Genomic DNA, 22,298 nt, shown 5'->3' with positions numbered 1-22,298 from the left:
CGGCGGAGTCAGGAAGACGCGAGAGCCCGGTCGACGAGTGCGATGACGTTCTCGGTTCCGCTTCGGGTGCCGACCTTCTCGGCCGACCGTGCCATCGACGCGATCCGCTCCGGATCCCCGAGCAGCGGGATGACGGCACGGCGCACGGCATCGCCGTCGAATGTCGCATCGTCGAGCAGTCTGGCCGCGCCCGCGGCGACAGCCGATGCGGCGTTGAGCCGCTGCTCGCCGTTGCCCACCGAGTAGGGAACGTACAGCGCGGGAAGACCGAGCGCACTGATCTCGCTCACAGTCGCGGCGCCGGAGCGCGACACGATCAGGTCCGCGACCGCGAACGCGAGATCCATCCGGTCGACGTATCGGCGCACGACGTAACCCGGGACTTCGGGATCCGCCAGCTCGCTCCGCTCGCCCGTGATGTGCAGCAGCTGCCATCCGGCGGCGAGGACGTCTCCCCAGGAATCGGCGATCGCCTCGTTCAGTCGCTGAGCGCCCAGCGACCCACCGAAGACGAGCAGCACGGGATGCGCCGCGTCGAGGCCGAAGTACGCCGCCGCCTCATCGCGCGCGGCGACACGGTCGAGCTCGATGACCTCGCGCCGCAGGGGCATGCCGACGACCTCGCCGCCTCTGAGTCTGGTGCCCGCGAAGGCGACGCCGGTCGCGGCTGCACCTCGAGCGCCGAGCACGTTCGCGAGGCCCGGCTTGGCATTCGCCTCATGCACCACGAAGGGCACTCCCTCGCGGCGTGCGGCGACGTATGCGGGAGCCGACGCGTAGCCGCCGAACCCGACCACGACGTCGACGGCGTGCGCGCGCAGGTGCGCACGCACCTGGGCGATCGCGCGCCGGAACCGTGCGGGGAACGTCGCGGCCTGCGCGTTCGGACGACGCGGGAACGGGACCTTGTCGACGATGAGCAGCTCGTAGCCGCGTTCCGGGACGAGTCGGGACTCCAGCCCTTCGGCCGTGCCGAGCACCAGGACCTCGTCGTCGGACGTGCGCGCGCGCAGTCCGTCGGCGACGGCGAGCAGGGGGTTGACATGGCCGGCGGTTCCCCCGCCGGCGAGAAGGTACGTGGTCACCGTGTGACCTTACCCCGCCCTGCCGAGGATGCTCTGGCAGCCGTCCGCGCCTCGGCCACGGGAAGTGTGCGCGCGAACGACAGCAGCACGCCGCACGCGATGAGGACGGCGAGAAGGGCCGTGCCGCCCTGCGACATGAACGGGAGCGGCACGCCCATGACGGGGAACACCCCGATCACGACGCCGATGTTGAGCACGGCCTGGCCGGTGATCCACACCGTGATGCCGCCGGCGGCGACCCGGATGAACGGATCGTCGGTCTTCCGGATGACGTGGAACGCCCCCACCGTGAAGAGCGTGAACAGCGCGAGCACGACGATGCAGCCGATCAGCCCCAGCTCTTCGCCCACGATCGCGAAGATGAAGTCGTTGCCGGCGGCGGGAAGCCACCCGTACTTCTCCTGCGAGTTGCCGAGGCCGACCCCGAAGATGCCGCCCGATGCCATGCCCCACACGCCGTGGATCGACTGGTAGCAGTCGCCCGTGTAGGCCGACATGTCGGAGCAGGTCGCGGTGATGCGGCGCATGCGGTCGGGGCTCGTCACGGCGAGAGCGATCACAGCGACGATGCCGAGCAGCACGGGGAGGATGAATAGGCGGAGCTTGACCCCGGAGAAGAAGAGGCACCCGAGAAGCACGAGCACCAGCACCATCGCCGTACCGAGGTCCTTGCCCGCGAGCACCGTTCCGATCGCCAGGGCGCCGACGGGCACGACCGGGATGAACACGTGATGCCAGGTGCCGAGCATCGTGCGCTTGCGCATGAGCACGTAGCCGATCCACACCGCCAGCGCCAGCTTCAGGAACTCCGAGGGCTGCAGCGTGAATCCGGCGATCTTGATCCAGTTGCGGTTACCGCCGTCCTCGACGCCGAGGGGTGTGAAGACGAGGAGCTGGAGCGCTATCGCACCGAACAGAGCGGGCCAGGCCAGCCTCTTGAGGAAAGCGGTGGGTGCCCGCGAGATCAGGAACATCAGCGGAATGCCGAGAACGGCGAAGATGCCCTGACGGAGCGCGCCGTCCATCGGGTTCTCGCCGCGCGACACGGCGGTCGCGCTCGTCGCGGACAGCACCATGACGAGACCGAAGATCGTGAGCATGAGCGCTGCGGAGGCGATCATGAGGAACTCGGTCGACACCGGTGTGAAACGGCGGCCGAGTGAGATCCGGGCGGCGAGGCCTCGCGTCTGGCCCTCGGGCTCAGAGCGCGGGGGGCGTGCGACCTGCGTCATCGGCGCTCCCCCGGTCTATCCAGTCCTGCACCGCTTCGGCGAAGCGGCGTCCGCGATCCGCGTAGCCGGAGAACTGATCGAAGGATGCCGCGGCGGGGGCGAGAAGCACAGTGCCCTCTCCGTCGACGATCCCTGCCGCGATCTCGACGACACGGTTCATGACATGTCCAGTCTCGCCAGCATCCACCTGGAATACCGGCACCATCGGCGCGTGTCGCTCGAATGCCGCGACGACCTCGCCGCGAGCGACTCCGATCACCACGGCCGCTCGCGCCGTGCGGCCCGCTGTCGAGACGAGTTCCGAGAGATCGACGCCCTTGAGATCGCCGCCGACCACCCACACGGCGCCGGGGTAGGCGCGCAGCGATGAGGCTGCGGCATGAGGGTTCGTGGCCTTGGAGTCGTCGATCCAGGTGATGCCGTCGTGACGCGCGATGACCTGGATGCGGTGCGCATCGAGACGGAAGTCGCGAAGCGCCGCATGGATCGCTTCGGGTTCGACTCCCAGTGAGCGCGCCAGGGCACTGGCCGCGAGGATGTTCTGCACGATGTGCGGGGCTCCGAGCCCGGCCGCCTGCAGGTCCGCGATCGTGGTCAGCTCGAGCGCGCTGTGCCTGCGATCGTCGTGGAACGCGCGATCGACCAGCAGACCCTCCACGACACCGAGATCGCTCGGCCCCGGCGTGCCGAGATCGAATCCGATCGCCCGGGCGCCCTCGACGACATCGGCTTCCTCGACCATGACACGAGTGGCCTCATCGGCCTTGTTGTAGACGCATGCCACCCGCGTGTTGCGGTACACCAGCGCCTTCGCATCGCGGTAGGCGGCGGCGCTGCCGTGCCAGACGAGGTGATCGTCTGCGAGATTCAGGCACACGGAGGCGTAGGGGTACGGCTGCCCCTCGGGAGCGGAGAGTCCGAGGTACCACAGCTGATGACTCGACAGCTCGACCACGAGCACATCGAAGCCGGCGGGGTCGCGCACGGCATCGAGCACCGGGACGCCGATGTTGCCGCACGGCGCCGCACGCAGCCCGCCGGCGACCAGCAGCGTCGCCGTGAGCTGGGTGGTCGTGGTCTTGCCGTTCGTCCCTGTGATGAACACCCAGTCCGCAGGCGTGCCGTCGGGTCGGACGATCTTGTCACGCACCCGCCACGCGAGCTCGACGTCGCCCCAGATCGCGATTCCCGCGTCCTGAGCCCACCGGATCACCGGGTGCGACGGAGAGAACCCCGGCGAGGCGATGATCACCTCGGGGGCGAAGTCGCCGAGCGCGTGCGGCACCTCCTGGAGGGACCCGAGCTCGAGCCGGGCGCCGATGATCGGCAGCAGGCGCGCGTACTCCTCTTCAGCGGATTCGCTCAGCACCAGGACGTCGGCGCCGAGCTCGACGAGAGTGTCGGCCACCGAGAATCCCGTCATGGACAGCCCCAGGACGGCGACACGAAGACCCGCCCAGTCCGCGTTCCAGCTCGTCAGGCCCGCGAGCCGCGGCTCGACGGGCGGCCGCTGCTCAGCCGACACGGGTCAACCACTCGACGTAGAACAGGCCGACGGCGGACACCGCCAGCAAGCCGGCGATGATCCACATGCGCACCACGATCGTCACTTCGGACCACCCGCGCATCTCGAGATGGTGGTGGAAGGGGCTCATGAGGAAGAGGCGCTTGCCCCGCGTGATCTTGAAGTAGGCGCGTTGCAGGATCACCGATCCCGATGCGAGGACGAAGACGCCCGCGATGATCAGGAGGAGCAGTTCGGTGCGGGTGAGGATCGCCATCGCGGTGATCACACCGCCGATCGCCATCGAGCCCACATCGCCCATGAAGACCTTCGCCTTCGGCGCATTCCACCACAGGAAACCGATCAGGCTCGCGCCGAAGGATGCGGCGATGATCGCGAGGCTGAAGGGGTCGCGCACCTCATAGCATCCTGTGATCGCGGCCTTCTCGACGCCCTCGCCGACGCAGGACTGCTTGAACTGCCAGAAGGCGATGAGGCTGTAGGCGCTGACCACCAGGACACCGGCTCCGGCCGCGAGACCGTCGAGGCCGTCGGTGAGATTCACGCTGTTCGACGTCGCGACGCCGATCACGGAGATCCACAGCAGATACAGGGCCCAGCCCACCACCGCCGTGAACGCGAACAGGTTGAGCCACGGGATGTCGCGGAACAGCGAGATCGAGCCGGAGGCGGGAGTCTGATCGAACTGGTTCGGGAAGTTGAGGGCGACGATGCCGAACGGGATCATCACGACGAGCTGCCCGATGATCTTCCGCCAGCCCGACAGGCCCAGGCTCCGCTGGCTTCTCACCTTCATGTAGTCATCGATGAAACCGACCACGCCGAAGCCCACCATGAGCCACATCACCAGCAGTGCGGAGAGCGCGGGGGTTCCACCGCCCACATACACTCCCGTGAAGTATCCGACCATCGTGCCGACGATGAAGATCACGCCGCCCATGGTCGGTGTGCCGCGCTTCGCCTCGTGGCTCGGATTCTCGAGCGCCTCGGGCGTGCGGATGACCTGGCCCCAGCCCCACTTGCGGAAGAGCCGCAGGAAGACGGGTGTCAGGAAGAGAGTGAAGGCGAGCGATATGGCCGCCGCCATGATGAGGGACCTCACGAGAACAATTCTCCCAGACGATCGCCGAGATGCCGGAGGCCCACGGAGTTGGAGGACTTCACCAGCACGCGATCACCGTCGCGCAACTCGGTGCGCAGATACTCGAACGCCGCGTCCTGATCGGGGAAGAAGACCGCTTCGCTGTCCCACGATCCTTCGCCGATGGCGGAGATGAAGAGCCGGCGCGCTTCGGGTCCCACCACGACGATGCGCTGGATGTTGAGGCGCACGGCGAGCAGCCCGATCCGGTCATGCTCCTCCCCTGCCGTCTCACCGAGTTCGCTCATCGCGCCGAGTACGGCCACCGTGCGCTCCTCGGGGCCGGTGATCTGCGCGAGCGTGCGCAGTGCTGCGGCCATCGAGTCCGGGCTCGCGTTGTAGGCGTCGTTGATGATGCGCACCCGGTCGTTTCCGAGAGGCTGCATGCGCCAGCGCTCGGCGATCTCGACGGTCTCGAGACGGCCGACGGCTGTGGCGGCAGGCACTCCGAGCACGCCGGCCGCGGCGATGGCCGCGAGAGCGTTGCTGATGTGATGGGCACCGAGCACACGGAGTCGCAGCGGGATGCGCTCGCCCTCGCTCTCGATGACGCAGGTCGTCCCCGAGGCGGAGACCTCGAGGTCGTGAGCGCGCACGTCGGCGGCGTCGCTCTGACCGAATCCGACGACCGCCATGCCCCGACTCTCCGCGAGTGCGCGCATCGCGGCGACACGGGAGTCGTCGACGTTGAGCACAGCCGTCCCTGTGGGCGTCGCGGCGGAGACGAGCTCGGACTTGGCCTTCGCCGTCGCCTCGATGCCACCGAACCCGCCGGCATGCGCCATGCCCACCATCAGCACCACCACCACGTCCGGTTCGACGAGTCCCGCGAGACGCGCGATGCTGCCCGGAGCATCCGCACCGAACTCGCTGACGAGGAAGCGCGTGTCGTGCGTGACGCGGAGCATCGTGACCGGCGCGCCGACCTCGTTGTTGTACGAGGCGATCGGCGACACGGTCTCCCCCTCGTCGGAGAGGATCCGGGCGAGGAAGTTCTTGGTCGTCGTCTTGCCGTTCGATCCGGTGATGCCGACGATGCGGAGCCCGCCCCCGGCGCGCACACGCGCCACCACCTCACGAGCGAGATCCGCCAGGGCGGCGACGGCGTCCGGGACCACGATCTGTGTGATCTCGGCGTCGACGGGGTGCTCGACGATGGCGAGGCTCGCGCCTGCGTCGAGCGCCGCTCCGACGAAGTGATGACCATCGGTCTCGGCACCGGGCTTCGCGACGAAGATCGACCCGGGCGACATCTTGCGGGAATCGGTGTCGACGACGCCGTCGACGACGGTCTCGGCGGTGGCGGGTCCGGAGAGCCTGAGTTCACCCCCGAGGACGGCGGCGATCTCAGCAAGCGACAGGGCGATCATGACGTCTCCAGGCGCGGAAGCGCCGAACTATTCGAACTTGGGAAGAAGCGCGTCCATCGGAGTGGAGGATGGCATCACGCGGTAGGTCTTCATGGTCTGGGTCATCGCCTTCTGGAAGGCCGGGGCGGTAGCAGCAGACGATGTAATTCTAGTCGGCTCGTCGAGAGTCACCACGACGACGTACTGAGGATCGTCGACCGGGGCGAAGCCGACCATGCTCGTGTAGTAGATGCCCTGCTTGTAGCCGCCGTTGCCGTCGGGCACCTGGGCGGTTCCGGTCTTGCTCGTCACGCGGTAGCCGGGCACCTCGATGCGCTCGGCGTTGCCGCCCTGCACGGCGACGTTCTCGAGCATGCGCGTGAGGTCGGCCGCGGTCTGGGGCGCGATGATCTGCTCGTGCTCGGGGGCGTCCGGCGTGGTGACCGTTCCGTCGGAGGACGTGCACGACTCGATCAGCGACAGGTCGATCTTCTCGCCCCCGTTCGCGATGGCCTGATACGCGGCCGCCACCTGCGGCGCCGTGACCGTGAAGTACTGGCCGAAAGTGGTGGTGTACAGCGACTGGTTGTCCCAGTCGGCCGTCGGGTGCAGTTCGCCGCCCTCTTCATTGGGGAAACCGACGGTGGTCTCCCCCACGCCGAAACGCTGCAGGTAGTCGTAGCGCACATCGGGACTCACCATGGTGCCGAACTTCGACAGCGCCACGTTGGACGAGTCGATCAGCGCACCGGCGAGGGTGTACTGGAACGCGGGGTGCACGAAGGCATCGTTGATGACGGCGCCGTTCTCGAACTTCTCATGCGAGGAGGCCGAGACCGTCGGACCGGTCATCGTGACTCCGGCGTTCTCCATCACGGCCGCTGCCGTGACGGCCTTGAACGTCGAGCCCGGTTCGAAGGTGCGGGAGAACAGCAGGCTCCCCCAGGTGTCGGCTCCCGAGGCGTCGAGGTCGTTGGGATCCATCGTCGGCCACTCCGCTGCCGCCCTGATCTTGCCGGTCTTGACCTCCACGACCGTGACGGTGCCGCCCTTCGCGCCCTGTGCCTGCGCCTCTTCCGCGATCATCTGCTGCATGTACCACTGCAGGTCGCTGTTGATGGTCAGCTGCACGGATCCGCCGTCGATCGCGTCCGTGCGCGTCTCGCTGCCGGGGATGATCACGCCGTCCTTGCCGGTGCGGTAGCTCTCTTCGCCGTCCGTCGGAGCCAGGCACTGGCTGTCCATCTTCTCGATGCCGGCCTGCGCCTCCCCCTCGCCGTCCAGGTAGCCGATGACGTTCCCGGCCACGGCCCCGTTCGGATACACGCGGGTCTCACGAGCACTGAAGTGCAGGTAGGGCAGCCCCTGAGCCTTGAGCTCCTTGAGCTCGATGTGCTGCTCGGTGCTCAGCCCCTTCTTCACCTGGTACCAGCGCGAGTGGGGGTCTGCGGCATGCTGCGACTCGACGTCGGTGCGCAGAGTCTCGGCGTCGAGACCCGTGATCGCCGCGATCTTCTGCGCAGCCTCGGCCCACGGGATCTCGGGCGGGTTCTTCTCGTCGTCCTCCAGCAGGTACACCACCTGGGGGTCGAGGCTCCAGTCGTAGACGGAGACGCTCTCGGCCAGGATCGTGCCTTCGGCGTCGACGATCGAGCCGCGCTGGCCCGGAAGCGGCGTGCCCACCGAGATGTACTTGAGCGATTCGCTGACGTGCTCGTCGGCCCTGACTACCTGGATGTCGACGAGGCGGACGACGAACGCCGCGAGGATCGACAGGATGACGGCCAGCGCGACGACCGTGCGTCGCCGGGGACTCCGGGTGGCTCGTGTCGTCATGGGCTCTCTCCGTCAGTTCGCGATGGTCGGGGCGGTCAGCGGGTCGTGGGGCTCGGGAGGCCGTCGGTGATGGCGGGCGGCAGGTCCTGCGCCGGGGGCTGGACGCCATCCGTCGCGACGCCTCCGTTCGTCTCCGCGCTGTCGCCGCCCGCGTTCGGTGCGGCCACCGGGGCCTGCAGCAGCGCATTGCTCACCGCACCGGCACCGTTGGGGTTGATCGTGGACACTCCCCCTGCGCCGCTCACGGCACCGAAGACCGCGCCGTCGCTCAGACGCAGATACGAGGGTGATCCCGCGACGATCATGCCCAGCCCTGCAGCGCTCGTGGCGAGCGACTGCGGCGAGCTCATCCCGGTGAGATCCTCCTGCAGCGCATCCGTACGGAGGTCGAGTTCATGCTGCTGCGACGACAGGCCGGCCAGGACGAAGGAGTCCTGTGTGATCGCCAGCGAGAGGGCGATCTGGGCAGCGCCGATCGCCATCGCCCCAGTGAGGGCGACGAGCGCGTAGGCGAGCTTCGGCTTGCGACGGACGGGCGTGCCGGTGACGGGCTGCAGGCGGCGATCCGGGGTGCGCTCGGTCGCACGCTCGGGAGCTCCCGGCAGCGCACGAGGCTTGCGGACGGCGGCGTTGAGACTCATGCGCTCTCCCTGATCTTCTCGGCGGCGCGGAGACGCACCGGGATCGCGCGCGGGTTGCGCGCGCGCTCCTCGTCGTCTGCCTGCTCGGCACCGCGAGTGATGATCTTGAATCGTGGTGCGTGCTCGGGGAGCTCGACGGGGAGCCCCTTCGGAGCCGTCGATGCCGCACCCGCGGCGAAGGCCTGCTTGACCAGTCGGTCTTCCAGCGACTGATACGACATCACGACGATGCGTCCGCCGACGGAGAGCGCGTCCATGGCCGCGGGTATCGCATCGGCCAGGACGTTGAGCTCCGCGTTCACCTCGATGCGGAGAGCCTGGAACACGCGCTTGGCCGGGTGCCCCGCGCGCTGCGCCGCCGCGGGTGTGGCAGCGATGAGGATCTCGACCAGTTCGCCGGAGCGGGTGATCGGCGCCTTCTCGCGAGCCGCGATGATGAAGCGGGCGTAACGTCCCGCGAGCTTCTCCTCGCCGTAGCGCTCGAAGATACGGCGCAGGTTGCCTTCGCTGTAGGTCGCGATCACCTCGGCGGCCGTGATGCCCTTCGTCTGGTCCATCCGCATGTCGAGCGGGGCGTCTTTCGAGTACGCGAACCCGCGCTCGGCCTCGTCGAGCTGCAGGGAGGACACTCCGAGATCGAACAGGATGCCCGACGCGCCCTGCGCGTGCAGACCGATCTCGTCGTAGACGGTGTGCACGAGAGTGACGCGATCGGCGAAGCGGGAGAGACGCTCACCCGCGATCCGCAGCGCGTCGGTGTCTCGGTCGAGTCCGACGAGCCGGATGTTCGGGAATCGCTCGAGCAGCGCCTCTGAGTGGCCGCCCATGCCAAGGGTGGCATCGACGAGCACGGCGCCGTCGTGCTGGAGCGCGGGAGCGAGCAGCTCGATGCAGCGCTCGAGCAGTACGGGGGTGTGGATGTCGCGGAGGCTCATGATCTCTCTCGGGTGATCTCTGTATCTCGGTGACCAGGGCCCTGATCCCCCTCCGCTTCACGACCCGGCACCGGGGAAGTGTGTCGGGGCGGGAGCGGCGGGGCATCACAGCCGTGGTCAGAACAGTCCCGGGATCACCTCCTGCTCGAGTTCGGAGTACGACTCCTCGCCGGCCGCGAGGTAGGTGTTCCAGCTCTCCGCATCCCAGATCTCGGCGTGTGCGCCGACACCGGTGACGATGAGCTCCTTCTGCAGACCCGCGTACTGACGGAGGTGCGCGGGAATGGTGATGCGGTTCTGGCTGTCTGGCATCTCCGCACTCGCACCAGAGAGGAACAGGCGCATGAAGTCACGAGCCTGCTTGTTCGCGAGCGGCGCCTGACGGATCCGCTCGTGCATCGCCTCGAACTCGGCCGTGCTGAAGACGTAGAGGCAGCGTTCCTGCCCCCGGGTGACGACGATGCCGCCGCCGAGGTCTTCGCGGAACTTCGCGGGAAGGATGACCCGTCCCTTGTCGTCCAACTTCGGAGAATGCGTTCCCAGCAACATCAGCCATCACCCCCTCTCCGTCCGGCCAACTCGAGGTGCGCCCCACTTTACTCCACTTTCCTCCACAAACCTATGGCGAATACGACGAAAAGCGCCTTGTCGGCGCATTCGCGGAAATCCGATCCGCGGAATCTCGCACCACAGCGGGGTGGAGCGCCGGTGGAGGCCAGGTGGAGGAGATGCCTGAGTGGCCCTCCCCGCCAGGAGACCGTGGAGACGAACGGGCTCCGGGAACGACGAAGGCCCGGATGCTCAGAGCATCCGGGCCTTCGTGGAAGAAAGTGGGGGGAGGTCAGCGACCGCCCTGGCGCTTGTCCCATCGATCGTTCATGCGGTCCATGAAGGACGCGGAACTGTGCTGCTTCGCAGCGCGCTCGCGAGGAGCCGCCGACACGGGCCGACGGACGGGGGTGACGGCGAGCATGACCCCGCCGAGCATCGCCGCGAATCCGATCACACCGACGACGACACCCCACACATCGCCCAGCACGACTCCGACGATGAGTCCGCCCACGCCGGCGAGGAGCAGGAGGGCTCCGTACACGAGATTTCGGTAGCTGAGAGCTCGGTCGCCTGACGGCGCGCTCACGACATCGGCGTCGTTGTGCAGGAGATGGCGCTCCATCTCGTCGAGCAGACGCTGCTCCTGTTCGGAGAGTGGCATTTCGTCCCCCTCGGGTATCGTCCGTCCATTCTACGCGCGGTATGTCGCCTGGGGCTAGCTGCCGGACCTCGGATTGGCTTTACGTATGCTGGGAGTCGTGCCGTCCCCCACACTCGTCTCCGACGCCGTCGCCGACCGACTGAACACCTTCATCGAGAAGATGCGCGCAGAGTCTGCGGAGTACGGTCCCGATGCCGCCGCTCTGATCGACTCCGCCGCCGACACACTGGTGGGGGGAAAGCGTCTGCGTGCTCGTTTCTGCCATGCCGGCTGGGAGGGTGTGGCACGGTGGCACGGACGTCCCGCCGCGGAGTCGACGGCTCTGTGGGACGTCTGCGCCGCTCTCGAGATCTTCCAGTCGGCAGCGCTCGTGCACGACGACCTCATCGACAACTCCGACACTCGGCGCGGTCGCCCGGCTGCCCACCGCGCACTGGAGCGTTCGCACCGGGAATCCGGCTGGTGGGGCGACGCCGCTGCGTTCGGACGCTCGTCCGCGATCCTGCTGGGCGATCTGCTCGTCGCGTGGAGCGACGACCTCTTCGAAGATGCCGTCGCGGCACTCCCCCACGCGGCATCGGTGCGTCGCGAGTACGCGCGCATGAGACGTGACGTCACGGTCGGACAGTTCCTCGACATCGCGGAGGAGTCGGCGTGGAGTGTGAACGCCTCGGACTCGCACGTCGAGCGCGCGCTCCGGGTCGTCTCGCTCAAGTCCGCCCGCTACAGCATCGAGCAGCCGCTCGTCCTCGGTGCGTCGATCGCCGACGCCGAGGCCGACCAGGTTCTCGCGCTGCGCGGATTCGGGCATCCCCTCGGCATGGCGTTCCAGCTGCGCGACGACGTGCTCGGGGTCTTCGGCGACACGTCCGTGACCGGCAAGCCTGCAGGCGACGACCTTCGCGAGGGCAAGCGGACCGTGCTGGTCGCGCTGAGCCGTCAGACCCTCGGCGCCTCGACCCGCAACCTCTTCGACCAGATGCTGGGCGATCCGGATCTCACTCCCGAGCAGATCGAGTTCCTGCAGGCGACGATCTCTGCGTCTGGCGCCCTCGACCGGGTCGAGGCCATGATCTCGGAGTATGCGCTCGAGGCGGACCGGGCACTCACCGGTGCGCGGCTGGACGATGCGGCCGTGAACGATCTGCGCGACCTCGCTCGCGCGGCGACCGTGCGGGCGGCCTGATCAGGCGAGGGTGCGGGCGAGGCGACGGACCTCGCTCTTGTGCCCGGCGAGCAGTGCGGCGATCGGCGAGCGTCCGAGCGTCTCGTCGTCGGACAGCAGCCAGTCGACGACCTCGTCGTCCGTGAACCCCGCGTCCTGGAGCACGATGATCGTCCCTCTCAGCGAGGGCAGCGGGTGGCCGTCGACGATGAAGACTCCGGGCACCGTGAACACGCCGTTCCGGCGCGTGCCGACCAGGTAGTGCTCGTCGATGAGACGCCGGACTCGCCCGAGGGGCTGGTCGAGAGCCTCGACGAGATCGGGCATCGTGAGCCACTCGGTTGGGGTCACTCCCTGGTCGCCGATCTGCTCGGCGGAAGAGTGGTTCTCGACGGGGTGGTTCTCAGGCTGCGCAGACACCCTGCCACTATCTCACCTCTCGGCGCGCATCGCATTTCGTCACTTCTGTCCCATCCTTAACGTGTGTCACTTCTGTTGACTTCCGTATACAGACGTGACACCGTGGGCGGACGCCGACCGAGGGAGACGACCTTGACCACGCCCACCGCCGCGCGGCGAACGCGCTTTCTGAGACTCGGAGTCCCCGCAGCCGTCCTGGGGACGCTGTCAGGCGCTCTGGCCGCCGTGCCCGCATCCGCCGACGGCGCGCCCGCGGTGCACCGTCTCGCGGCGTCCACGCCCCGCGTCGTCCCCGCGGAGGCTGCGCCGGCGTCGTACACCGTGCAGTCGGGTGACACGATCTACTCGATCGCGACCCGCTTCGCGCTGCGCACCGCCGACGTGCTCGCCTGGAACGGCCTCGGCTGGAGATCCGTCATCCACCCGGGCCAGACGCTCTCCCTCACCCCCGGCGCGTCAACAACCCCGTCCCCCGCGAGCGCAGCCGCGACATCGGCTTCACACGTGGTGGCGGCAGGAGACACCGTGTTCGGCATCGCCCGCTCGCACGGCACGTCGGTTGACGCGATCCTCGCCGCCAACGGGCTCGACCGGTCATCCGTGATCTATCCCGGCCAGGCTCTCGCTCTCCCCGGCGGTTCGGCGCCCGCGCCCGCACCCGCCGCCGCGCCGCCGGCCGCACCGACGCCTGAAGCGGCGACGACCGGTGGAACGACGCACTCCGTCTCCGCGGGCGACACCCTCTTCGACATCGCGCGGACCTATGGGACGACCACCGCGACGCTGCTCGCGCTCAACGGGTTCGGCGCCGACGCGATCATCTACCCCGGCCAGAGCATTCTGGTCGCCGCTCCTGCTCCGGCGCCCGCACCCGCGGCGCCCGCACCCGCGGCACCGACCGGGCCACCGGCTCAGCTGTTCGCCGGCCTCGACGCGGAGCAGGCGGGCAACGCCCGGCTCATCATCGCGGTCGGTCGAGATCTCGGCGTCTCCGACCGCGCGATCGCGATCGGACTCGCCACGGCGATGGTCGAATCGAGCCTGCGCAATGTGACCTTCGGCGACAGGGACTCCCTCGGCCTCTTCCAGCAGCGCCCGAGCACGGGCTGGGGCACGCCCGAGCAGGTGACGGATCCCGACCGCAGCACCCGAGTGTTCTTCGGCGGCGCGAACGACCCGAACGGCCAGAACACGCGCGGCCTGCTCGACATCGGCGGCTGGGAGAGCATGCCCTTCACACAGGCAGCCCAGGCCGTGCAGATCTCGGCCTACCCCGAGCGCTACGGCCAGTGGGAGACGCAGGCCTACCAGTGGCTCGCACAGCACGGGTGACGCACGTCCCGGCAAACGCGCAGGGTCGAGGGGCGAGCCGCTCCCGTGGCTTTCAGGCAGTCGTCAATAGAATCTTGACGTGACGACCAATCAGCAGGCCGACCCCCTCATCGGGCGGCTCGTCGACGGTCGCTACCGAGTTCGTGCACGAATCGCGCGAGGTGGGATGGCGACGGTCTATGTCGCCACCGATCTGCGCCTCGAGCGCCGCATCGCGCTCAAGGTGATGCACGCGCACCTGAGCGACGATTCGGCCTTCCAGAGCCGATTCATCCAGGAGGCGCGCGCCGCCGCGCGACTCGCGGACCCCCACGTCGTCAACGTCTTCGACCAGGGTCAGGACGGCGAGCTGGCGTATCTGGTGATGGAGTACCTGCCGGGGATCACCCTCCGCGAGCTGCTGCGCGAACAGAAGCGGCTCACGGTACCGCAGACGATCACGATCATGGACGCCGTGCTCGCCGGACTCTCGGCCGCACACCGCGCAGGAATCGTGCACCGCGACGTGAAGCCCGAGAACGTGCTGCTCGCCGAAGACGGGCGCATCAAGATCGGCGACTTCGGTCTCGCGAGGGCCACGACGGCCAACACCGCCACCGGACAGCAGCTCCTCGGCACGATCGCCTATCTCGCGCCCGAGCTCGTGACTCGCGGCACCGCGGATGCGCGCAGCGACATCTATGCGCTCGGCATCATGCTGTACGAGATGCTCGTGGGCGAACAGCCCTACAAGGGCGAGCAGCCCATGCAGATCGCCTTCCAGCACGCGACCGAGTCGGTGCCGCGCCCCAGCGTGCGCAATCCCGGCGTGCCGGAGCAGCTCGACGAACTCGTGCTGTGGGCGACGGAGAAGTCCCCTGACGAACGCCCCGACGACGCGCAGCAGATGCTCGAGCGGCTGCGGGAGATCGAACGCGGTCTCGGCATCGCACCCGCCGTCGCCGCGGCGACGGCGCCGCAACGCGCCCAGTCCGACTCCTCGGATCTCACCAAGGTCATGCCGAGCACCATGGTGCTGCCGAGCCCGTCCGCACCCGCGACCGAGGCCGTCGACAACGCGACGCTGCTGCGGCGCCGGTCGTCGAAGCGGCGCGCCCGTGGAGCCTTCCTCCTCACCCTGGTCCTGCTGCTCGCCACGATCGCGGGCGGCGTGGGCTGGTGGTTCGGGTCCGGTCCGGGTTCGCTGATCGCGGTGCCCGCCGTCGCCGGACAGTCGTACGACGAGGCCGCGGCCGCACTGCAGGCCGAGGGCTTCGTGCCGGTGCGCGGCGAGGAGAACTCCATCGACGTCGCGCGCGACGTCGTCATCCGCACGGATCCTGATGAAGGCGCGCGGCTCGAGAAGGACACCGAGATCACCGTCTTCGTGTCGGTCGGTCCCGCGTCGCACACCGTCGAGCCCCTGAACGGCAAGACGGAGCAGGAAGCGAGGGACTACCTCGGTGGCATCGAGGTGAATGTGGCGGACAACCCGCTCATCCTCTTCTCGGATGCGGAGGCCGGACGCGTGATCAATGCGTTCGTGACCCCCCGCGACGGCGCCGAGGTCTACGGCTGCGGCGACGGATGCGACCTGCGCGAAGACGACTCGGTCGAGCTGTACGTCTCGGCCGGGGCATTGCCTGATGTAAGGGACATGAACGTCGACCAGGCCACCGATGCGCTCTCGGAGAAGGGCTTGGTCGTCGCCGATGAGCGAATCGAAGAGTTCAACGAAGAAATCGCCGAGGGTCGAGTTATCTCTTATGCGCCCCGGGGGGAAGAAGGAAACTGGCGCCCGGGCGATCGCATACAGCTCATTGTGTCTAAGGGGCCGACACCCGTAGCGATCCCAGATGTTGAGGGCTGGACAATCAGGTCCGCCGTTGCGGAGCTCGAAGGTCTCGGTTTCAAAGTGAATCCGGGAATCAAGGACACCGAATTGCCGCTCGGTGGCGGCTACTGGGACATCTACCGTGTGCGCGGGTATGACCCCTCAGGCTCGGCCCGCAGCGGTGCCACGATCACTCTGACGCCCGGTTTGTTATAGGTTCGACCCTCGCGAGATGTGAAGAGTCGCCCTCCCCCGATCGGGAGAGGGCGACTCTTTCGTGGGCGGCGGCTGCGCTCAGCGCTTCTCGAGCTCCTCCGCCACGAGGAACGCCAGTTCGAGCGACTGCATGTGGTTCAGGCGGGGGTCGCACAGGCTCTCGTAGCGGGTCGCGAGGGCCGCCTCATCGATGTGCTCCGAGCCGCCGAGGCACTCCGTGACGTCGTCTCCGGTGAGCTCCACGTGGATGCCGCCGGGGAAGGTGCCCGCTGCGCGGTGCGCTTCGAAGAAGCCGCGCACCTCGTCGACCACGTCGTCGAAACGACGCGTCTTGTAGCCGGTCGGCGTCGTGATGCCGTTGCCGTGCATGGGATCGGTGACCCACAGGGGCTGCGCGCCGGAGTCGCGGACCGCCTCGAGAAGAGGAGGCAGCGCGTCACGGATCTTGCCGGCACCCATGCGCGTGATGAACGTCAGGCGCCCGGGCTCGCGGTTCGGGTCGAGCTTGTCGATCAGCTGGAGTGCCGTCTCGGGCGTCGTGGTGGGTCCGAGCTTCACCCCGATCGGGTTGCGGATCTTCGAGAAGTAGTCGACGTGCGCGCCGTCGAGCTCACGCGTGCGCTCGCCGATCCACAGGAAGTGCGCCGACGTGTTGAACGGCGTGTCCGTGCGGGAGTCGATACGCGTCATGGGGCGCTCGTAGTCCATGAGCAGGCCCTCGTGGCCGGTGAAGAACTCGACGCGCTTGAGCTCGTCGAAGTCTGCTCCGGCGGCCTCCATGAACTTGATCGCGCGGTCGATCTCGGCGGCCATGCGCTCGTAGCGCTGGTTCGCCGGGTTCTGTGCGAAGCCCTTGTTCCAGGAGTGCACCTCGCGCAGGTCGGCGAAGCCACCCTGCGTGAACGCACGGATGAGGTTCAGCGTCGAGGCCGCGGTGTGGTAGCCCTGCAGCAGTCGGCCGGGATCGGCACGGCGCGATCCCTCGGTGAAGTCGTAGCCGTTCACGATGTCGCCGCGGTACGCGGGAAGCGTGACGTCGCCGCGCGTCTCGGTGTCGCTCGAGCGCGGCTTGGCGAACTGCCCCGCCATGCGTCCCATCTTCACGATGGGCATCGACGCGCCATAGGTCAGCACGACGGCCATCTGGAGGACGGTCTTGATCCTGTTGCGGATCTGGTCGGCGGTGGCGCCGGCGAACGTCTCGGCGCAGTCGCCACCCTGGAGCAGGAACGCCTGCCCGGATGCCGCCCGAGCGAGGCGATCACGGAGGTTGTCGACCTCACCGGCGAACACCAGGGGCGGGAGCGCCGCGATCTGCGCGGAGACCTCGGCGACGCGCTCGGCGTCGCCCCACTGAGGCTGCTGTTTGATCGGGAGCGAGCGCCACGCGTCAAGCGCGTCGATGTGGTGCTGGAGCATGAGTCCAGCCTAGTGCGCGCGGGTCGGGCCGGATGCCCTAGGAGCGCTGTGTGACGCGCGCGGGAAGCCGGTCCTTCACGGTCGACGCGTAGACGTCGTCGTACTCCTGCTCCCCCAGCCGCTGCAGCGCGACCATGATCTCGTCTGTGACGGATCTGAGGATGTATCGGTCGTTCTCCATGCCCGCGTATCGCGAGAAGTCCAGAGGCTCTCCGATGACGATCCCGACGCGGACGACCCGCGGAAGCCGCTGACCGATGGGCATCGCCGTGTCGGTGTCGACCATGATCACGGGGATGACGGGGACCTTGGCCTCCAGCGCCATGCGGGCGAGCCCGGTCCTGCCCCGATAGAGCTTGCCGTCGGGGCTGCGGGTGCCCTCCGGGTAGATGCCGAGCAGATCGCCGCTCCCGAGGACCTGCAGACCCGTGTTGAGGGACGCCTCGGACGCTTTGCCCCCCGATCGGTCGATCGGGATCTGTCCGGTCGCCTTCATGAAGAACTTGGTCGCCCAGCCCTTGATGCCGCGCCCCGTGAAGTAGTCGCTCTTCGCCAGGAAGGACATGGGCCGGTCGATCATGAGCGGAAGGAAGATCGAGTCGGCGAACGAGAGATGGTTGCTCGCGAGGATCGCCGCGCCGCTCGCGGGCACGTTCGCGCGACCCACGACCCAGGGGCGGAAGATCGCCTTGACCACGGGGCCGATCACGACGTACTTCATCAGCCAGTAGAACATCGAGGTGAAGTCTATCCCTGCGTCCGCGTGACGCCAGTGCCGTGCGCTCGACCACCTCAAGACGCGACTCAGTATCAACTGCCATGCGACCGAGTCTCATGCCCTAGACTCGTGTCCAACACCGTGCCCGACCGGTACCGAAGGAGCTGCCGTGGTCCAGTTTGAAGTCCCCGCCGTCGTCCCCGCCGACCCCGAAGGCAACATCGCCGACCTGCTCGTGAAGCGCGTGGAGGCGACCCCCGACCGCGCTCTGTTCTCCGTCCCGGAGGGCGACGGATGGCGCGACATCTCCGCGGCCGACTTCCAGACGGCGGTGATCGCCCTCGCGAAGGGGTTCGTCGCCGCCGGCATCCAGCCCGGTGAGAAGGTCGGCTTCCTGGCCCGCACGACCTATGACTGGACGCTGGTCGATTTCGCGCTCTTCTATGCGGGGGCCGTGATGGTTCCGATCTACGAGACCAGCTCCCCCTCCCAGATCCAGTGGATCCTCGAGGACTCGGGCGCGATCGCGCTGATCGTCGAATCCCCCGAGCACTTCGCCCGGGTCGACGAGGTCCGTGGCGACCTGCCCCTCATCCGCGAGGTGTGGCAGCTCCACCTCGGAGCGATCGGCGCGCTGACCGCACAGGGGGCCTCGATCCCGGATGCCGAGATCGAGCGCCTGCGCAGCATCGCCGTCGGCTCCGACATCGCGACCCTCATCTACACGTCGGGGTCGACAGGACGGCCGAAGGGTTGCGTCCTCACGCACAGCAACTTCGTCGAGTTGTCGCGCAACTCCGCCAAGGCGCTCGACGCGGTGGTGCAGACTCCCGGCTCGTCGACGCTGCTCTTCATCACGACCGCGCACGTGTTCGCACGCTTCATCTCGATCCTCAACGTGCACGCAGGCGTGCGCACGGGGCATCAGCCGGACACGCGTCAGCTCCTCCCCGCGCTCGGATCGTTCAAGCCGACCTTCCTGCTGGCCGTGCCGCGCGTCTTCGAGAAGGTCTACAACTCTGCGGAGCAGAAGGCCGAAGCAGGCGGGAAGGGCAAGATCTTCCGCGCTGCTGCCGATGTGGCCATCGAGCACTCCAAGCTGCTCGAGGCGGGAAAGAGCATCCCGTTCGGGATGAAGCTCAAGTTCGCGCTGTTCAACAAGCTCGTCTACGGCAAGCTGCGGGACGCGATGGGCGGTCGGATCGTGTACGCGGTCTCGGGTTCCGCTCCGCTCGGCGCCCGACTGGGCCACTTCTTCCACAGCCTCGGCGTGGTGATCCTCGAGGGCTACGGCCTCACGGAGACGACCGCGCCGGCCACGGTGAACCTCGCCGACAAGTCGAAGATCGGCACCGTCGGACCGGCTCTCCCCGGCGTCGGCGTGCGGCTCGCCGAGGACGGCGAGATCGAGGTGCGCGGCATCAATGTCTTCAAGGAGTACTGGAACAACCCCGAGGCGACCGCTGAGGCCTTCAGCGAAGGCGGCTGGTTCCACACCGGCGACATCGGCAGCTTCGACTCCGAGGGGTTCCTCACGATCACCGGTCGCAAGAAGGAGATCATCGTCACGGCAGGCGGCAAGAACGTCGCACCGGCCGCGCTCGAGGACCCGATCCGCGCCAACCCGATCATCGGCCAGGTCGTCGTCGTCGGCGATCAGCGCCCGTTCATCTCGGCTCTGATCACGCTCGACTCCGAGATGCTGCCCACGTGGCTCGCGAACAACGGACTCGACAAGGACATGCCGCTGTCGAAGGCTGCGAAGAACGACGCCGTGCGCGCCGAGATCCAGCGGGCGGTCGATCTGGCCAACTCGCACGTCTCGCGCGCGGAGTCCATCCGCAAGTTCACCGTGCTCGACACCGAGTGGACCGAGGCCTCGGGCCACCTGACACCGAAGCTGTCCATCAAGCGCAGCGTGATCATGACCGACTTCGCCGACGACATCGCGGCGATCTATGACGAGCCCGTGTCGACGACGAACGTCTCGATCGGCTGAGCGATGCATGAAGAAGGGCCCCGTCTCGGCGGGGCCCTTCTTCGTGCGCACTCAGAACCAGGAACTCTCGCGGACTTCGCGCATCGCCCGCTTGCGGGTCTCCGGCTCGAGCCTGGTCAGATAGAGCTTGCCGTCGAGGTGGTCGGTCTCGTGCTGCAGCGCCTGAGCGAGGAGCCCATCGCCCTCGAGCACGACCGGCGCTCCGTCGAGATCGATTCCCTCGACCCGCGCCCAGGGATGACGGAGCGCGTCGTGCCAGAGTCCCGGCACCGAGAGGCACCCTTCCCCCGTCGGCTCGGGATCGCCGCGCACCTCGGTCAGAACCGGATTGATGACGTAGCCGATGTCTCCGTCGATGTTGTAGCTGAACGCTCTGAGGGCCACGCCGATCTGAGGCGCCGCGACGCCGGCCCTTCCGGGAATCTCGACCGTGTCGAGCAGATCCGCGATGAGCGCGCGCACTCCGTCGTCGATGTGATCGATCGGCGTGCACACCGTGCGCAGCACGGGATCGCCGAACACCCTGATCTCGCGGACGGCCATCAGGCGCCCTTGGCCCGGAGGCCTTCGACGAGGAGAGCGGCCAGCTCCCGGGCCGCGACCCGCGTCTCGGGCTGCAGGTTCGAGAACACGATCGTGCCGCCTCCGGCGATCTGGGAGTCGTACGGCATCCGCACGACGTGAGCCGCCCGCGTGCGGAAGTGCGCTTCGAGCTCGTTCAGCCGCACCAGCGGCGCGCCGGGGGTCGACTGGTTCAGCACGACGACCGCCTCGCGGGCCTGCTCTGCGTAGCCGTTCGTCTCGAGCCATGTCAGCGTCTCGGAGGCGAGCCGTGCCTCGTCGACGCTGAGTCCGGAGACGATCACGATCTGGTCGGCGAGGTCGAGCGTCGCCGACATCACCGAATGGACGATGCCCGTGCCCGTGTCGGTGAGCACGAGCGAGTAATAGTGCGCAGCCACGCCGGCGACATCGCGGTAGTCGCTGTCGCTGAAGGCCTCAGCGATGCGCGGATCCGGGTCGGACGCGAGCACGTCGAGCCGCGTCGCGTCGCGAGCGACGATCGCCGAGATGTCGTGGTACCCCCGCACCTCGTCGCGGATGCGCACCAGGTCACGCACGGAACGAGAATGCTGAGGGCGCTCGACGCGATCCGCGAGGGTCCCGCGGTCGGGGTTGGCGTCCACGGCGATCACCCGGTCGTCGCGCGCATCCGCGAGCGCCATGCCCAGCAGGGCGGTGATGGTCGTCTTCCCCACGCCGCCCTTGCGGGACAGCACCGGCACGAATCGAGCACCACCGACGAGTGGTGCCGCGATGCGCGCCGAGAGCGCCTTGCGCGCCCGTGCCCGCTTGCCGTCGCCGATGTTGATCCGACGGCCGGAGATCGTGTACAGGAAGTGGCTCCATGCACCTTCGGGCTCGGGCTTGGTCACCCGGTGCGGGTCGAGCAGCCGATCGGCGGTGAGGAGGTCGGCCGTCTCCCGGGAGGAATCTCCCCCCAGCTGATCGAGTCGTTTGGACGAAAGGTGAGCATCCGCTCGGGCGGAGCGGGTCTGCCGCGCGGGGGCGGCGTCTGACTTCGGCGAGTCCACGCGAGCGGCCTCCGTCTTCTCGGTCGGGGTGTGTGCGGCGGTCACGGTCGGGATCGCGCCCGTGCGAATCGACGCCCGCGTGCGGACATCGGCCTTCGCCTGCGCGACGAACGCCGCCGCGACGGCTGCTTCCTCGGCCACGGCGTCCGCCTCGATCAGCGCCGTCGGCTCGGGTGTGACCACGGCGACCTCGTGTTCTGGCACCGGCTCCGTTTTTGGCTCCGGCTCGAGCTCGGTCTCCGGTTCGGACTCGGCCTCCGGTTCGGGCTCCGGCTCAGGCTCAGGCTCGGGCTCCGGCTCAGGCTCAGGCTCAGGCTCAGGCTCCGGCGCAGGCTCCGGCTCAGGCGCAGGCTCCGGCGGAAGCTCGATGATGATCGGCTCCATCGGGAGCCGCTGCTGATCACCGGCGCTCACCGTCTCGGCCGCCTTTGCGGCGGAGACGGGCTCGTCGACGATGAGGTCGGCGACGATCTCTCCCTCGACGACACCGTCGTCGCCGAGGTCGTCATCGTCGTCCTTCGGCAGCTGCACGCTCACCTGCGCGGTGCCGTCGAGGATGCCGATCACCGCCGTATCCATCGACGCGGCGTCATCGAGCATCCCGCGGGACTCGTCGTCCGGCGATTCTGCCCTCTTCTTCGGGGTCACGTTGTCACTCCAAGCC

The 22,298-nt window shown here is 68.1% G+C and carries 19 protein-coding genes; 4 read left to right on the top strand and 15 right to left on the bottom strand.

Annotated features, from left to right (window positions below; all coding sequences use genetic code 11):
* Positions 1–8: 8 nt before the first annotated feature.
* The 10 genes from RWO82_RS01720 to RWO82_RS01675 form a co-directional block, all read right to left on the bottom strand.
* Positions 9–1,085 (bottom strand): UDP-N-acetylglucosamine--N-acetylmuramyl-(pentapeptide) pyrophosphoryl-undecaprenol N-acetylglucosamine transferase, encoded by a 1,077-nt coding sequence (locus RWO82_RS01720; protein ID WP_314422464.1) that lies wholly within the window; start codon positions 1,083–1,085, stop codon positions 9–11.
* A complete protein-coding gene (gene ftsW, locus RWO82_RS01715; protein ID WP_314422462.1) occupies positions 1,082–2,317 on the bottom strand; it encodes a putative lipid II flippase FtsW in 1,236 nt (411 codons plus the stop codon). Before ftsW ends, RWO82_RS01720 begins: the two co-directional genes overlap by 4 nt.
* Entirely contained in the window at positions 2,286–3,842 is a 1,557-nt protein-coding gene (gene murD / locus RWO82_RS01710) for a UDP-N-acetylmuramoyl-L-alanine--D-glutamate ligase (protein ID WP_314422461.1), read from the bottom strand. The genes ftsW and murD overlap by 32 nt, the downstream gene beginning before the upstream one ends.
* Positions 3,832–4,944: a phospho-N-acetylmuramoyl-pentapeptide-transferase gene (mraY, locus tag RWO82_RS01705; RefSeq protein WP_314422459.1), complete on the bottom strand. Its 1,113-nt coding sequence runs from the start codon at positions 4,942–4,944 to the stop codon at positions 3,832–3,834. Before mraY ends, murD begins: the two co-directional genes overlap by 11 nt.
* Positions 4,941–6,353, bottom strand: a complete 1,413-nt coding sequence (gene murF, locus RWO82_RS01700; protein ID WP_314422456.1) for a UDP-N-acetylmuramoyl-tripeptide--D-alanyl-D-alanine ligase — start codon at positions 6,351–6,353, stop codon at positions 4,941–4,943. The genes mraY and murF overlap by 4 nt, the downstream gene beginning before the upstream one ends.
* Positions 6,354–6,380: 27 nt before the next feature.
* A complete protein-coding gene (locus RWO82_RS01695; RefSeq protein WP_314422454.1) occupies positions 6,381–8,168 on the bottom strand; it encodes a penicillin-binding protein 2 in 1,788 nt (595 codons plus the stop codon).
* 35 nt (positions 8,169–8,203) lie between these two features.
* Positions 8,204–8,809, bottom strand: coding sequence for a hypothetical protein (locus RWO82_RS01690; RefSeq protein ID WP_314422452.1), 606 nt, complete (start codon positions 8,807–8,809; stop codon positions 8,204–8,206).
* Positions 8,806–9,744, bottom strand: coding sequence for a 16S rRNA (cytosine(1402)-N(4))-methyltransferase RsmH (gene rsmH, locus RWO82_RS01685; RefSeq protein ID WP_314422450.1), 939 nt, complete (start codon positions 9,742–9,744; stop codon positions 8,806–8,808). The genes RWO82_RS01690 and rsmH overlap by 4 nt, the downstream gene beginning before the upstream one ends.
* A gap of 117 nt (positions 9,745–9,861) precedes the next feature.
* On the bottom strand, positions 9,862–10,293 hold the full coding sequence (gene mraZ / locus RWO82_RS01680; protein ID WP_194763448.1) for a division/cell wall cluster transcriptional repressor MraZ: 432 nt from the start codon (positions 10,291–10,293) through the stop codon (positions 9,862–9,864).
* Between the two features lie 292 nt (positions 10,294–10,585).
* Complete coding sequence (locus RWO82_RS01675) at positions 10,586–10,957, bottom strand: DUF3040 domain-containing protein (protein WP_314422447.1); 372 nt, start codon at positions 10,955–10,957, stop codon at positions 10,586–10,588.
* An 85-nt stretch (positions 10,958–11,042) separates the two neighbouring features.
* Here RWO82_RS01675 and RWO82_RS01670 point away from each other — a divergent pair, with 85 nt between their 5' ends.
* A complete protein-coding gene (locus RWO82_RS01670) occupies positions 11,043–12,143 on the top strand; it encodes a polyprenyl synthetase family protein (RefSeq protein WP_399540695.1) in 1,101 nt (366 codons plus the stop codon).
* Here the strand turns inward: RWO82_RS01670 and RWO82_RS01665 are convergent, their stop codons facing one another.
* Positions 12,144–12,488 carry an Rv2175c family DNA-binding protein gene (locus RWO82_RS01665; protein WP_399540698.1) on the bottom strand — a complete coding sequence of 115 codons (345 nt, stop codon included), beginning with the start codon at positions 12,486–12,488 and terminating at the stop codon, positions 12,144–12,146.
* Between the two features lie 186 nt (positions 12,489–12,674).
* Here RWO82_RS01665 and RWO82_RS01660 point away from each other — a divergent pair, with 186 nt between their 5' ends.
* Together RWO82_RS01660 and pknB are read left to right on the top strand one after the other, a co-directional pair.
* Complete coding sequence (locus RWO82_RS01660; protein ID WP_314422442.1) at positions 12,675–13,874, top strand: LysM peptidoglycan-binding domain-containing protein; 1,200 nt, start codon at positions 12,675–12,677, stop codon at positions 13,872–13,874.
* Between the two features lie 79 nt (positions 13,875–13,953).
* Positions 13,954–15,903: a Stk1 family PASTA domain-containing Ser/Thr kinase gene (gene pknB, locus RWO82_RS01655; protein WP_314422440.1), complete on the top strand. Its 1,950-nt coding sequence runs from the start codon at positions 13,954–13,956 to the stop codon at positions 15,901–15,903.
* A gap of 78 nt (positions 15,904–15,981) precedes the next feature.
* On the opposite strand, the gene RWO82_RS01650 is transcribed toward pknB, so the two are convergent.
* Together RWO82_RS01650 and RWO82_RS01645 are read right to left on the bottom strand one after the other, a co-directional pair.
* A complete protein-coding gene (locus RWO82_RS01650) occupies positions 15,982–17,322 on the bottom strand; it encodes a class II 3-deoxy-7-phosphoheptulonate synthase (protein WP_314422438.1) in 1,341 nt (446 codons plus the stop codon).
* Between the two features lie 37 nt (positions 17,323–17,359).
* Entirely contained in the window at positions 17,360–18,058 is a 699-nt protein-coding gene (locus RWO82_RS01645; RefSeq protein WP_314422437.1) for a lysophospholipid acyltransferase family protein, read from the bottom strand.
* Between the two features lie 151 nt (positions 18,059–18,209).
* Between RWO82_RS01645 and RWO82_RS01640 the strand changes: the two genes are divergently transcribed.
* Positions 18,210–20,039 (top strand): long-chain fatty acid--CoA ligase, encoded by a 1,830-nt coding sequence (locus RWO82_RS01640; protein ID WP_314422435.1) that lies wholly within the window; start codon positions 18,210–18,212, stop codon positions 20,037–20,039.
* A gap of 51 nt (positions 20,040–20,090) precedes the next feature.
* Here RWO82_RS01640 and def read toward each other — a convergent pair whose 3' ends face one another.
* Entirely contained in the window at positions 20,091–20,582 is a 492-nt protein-coding gene (def, locus tag RWO82_RS01635; RefSeq protein ID WP_314422433.1) for a peptide deformylase, read from the bottom strand.
* The gene (locus RWO82_RS01630) at positions 20,582–22,282 is read right to left on the bottom strand and encodes a MinD/ParA family protein (RefSeq protein WP_314422431.1); all 1,701 of its coding nucleotides are present in this window, start codon (positions 22,280–22,282) and stop codon (positions 20,582–20,584) included. The genes def and RWO82_RS01630 overlap by 1 nt, the downstream gene beginning before the upstream one ends.
* Positions 22,283–22,298 lie beyond the last annotated feature (16 nt).

Source organism: uncultured Microbacterium sp. (assembly GCF_963521645.1).
In the GTDB taxonomy this organism is placed as follows: Bacteria; Actinomycetota; Actinomycetes; order Actinomycetales; family Microbacteriaceae; genus Microbacterium.
The sequence above is the reverse complement of the archived record's forward strand: the minus strand, read 5'-3'. Positions and strand labels throughout refer to the sequence as shown.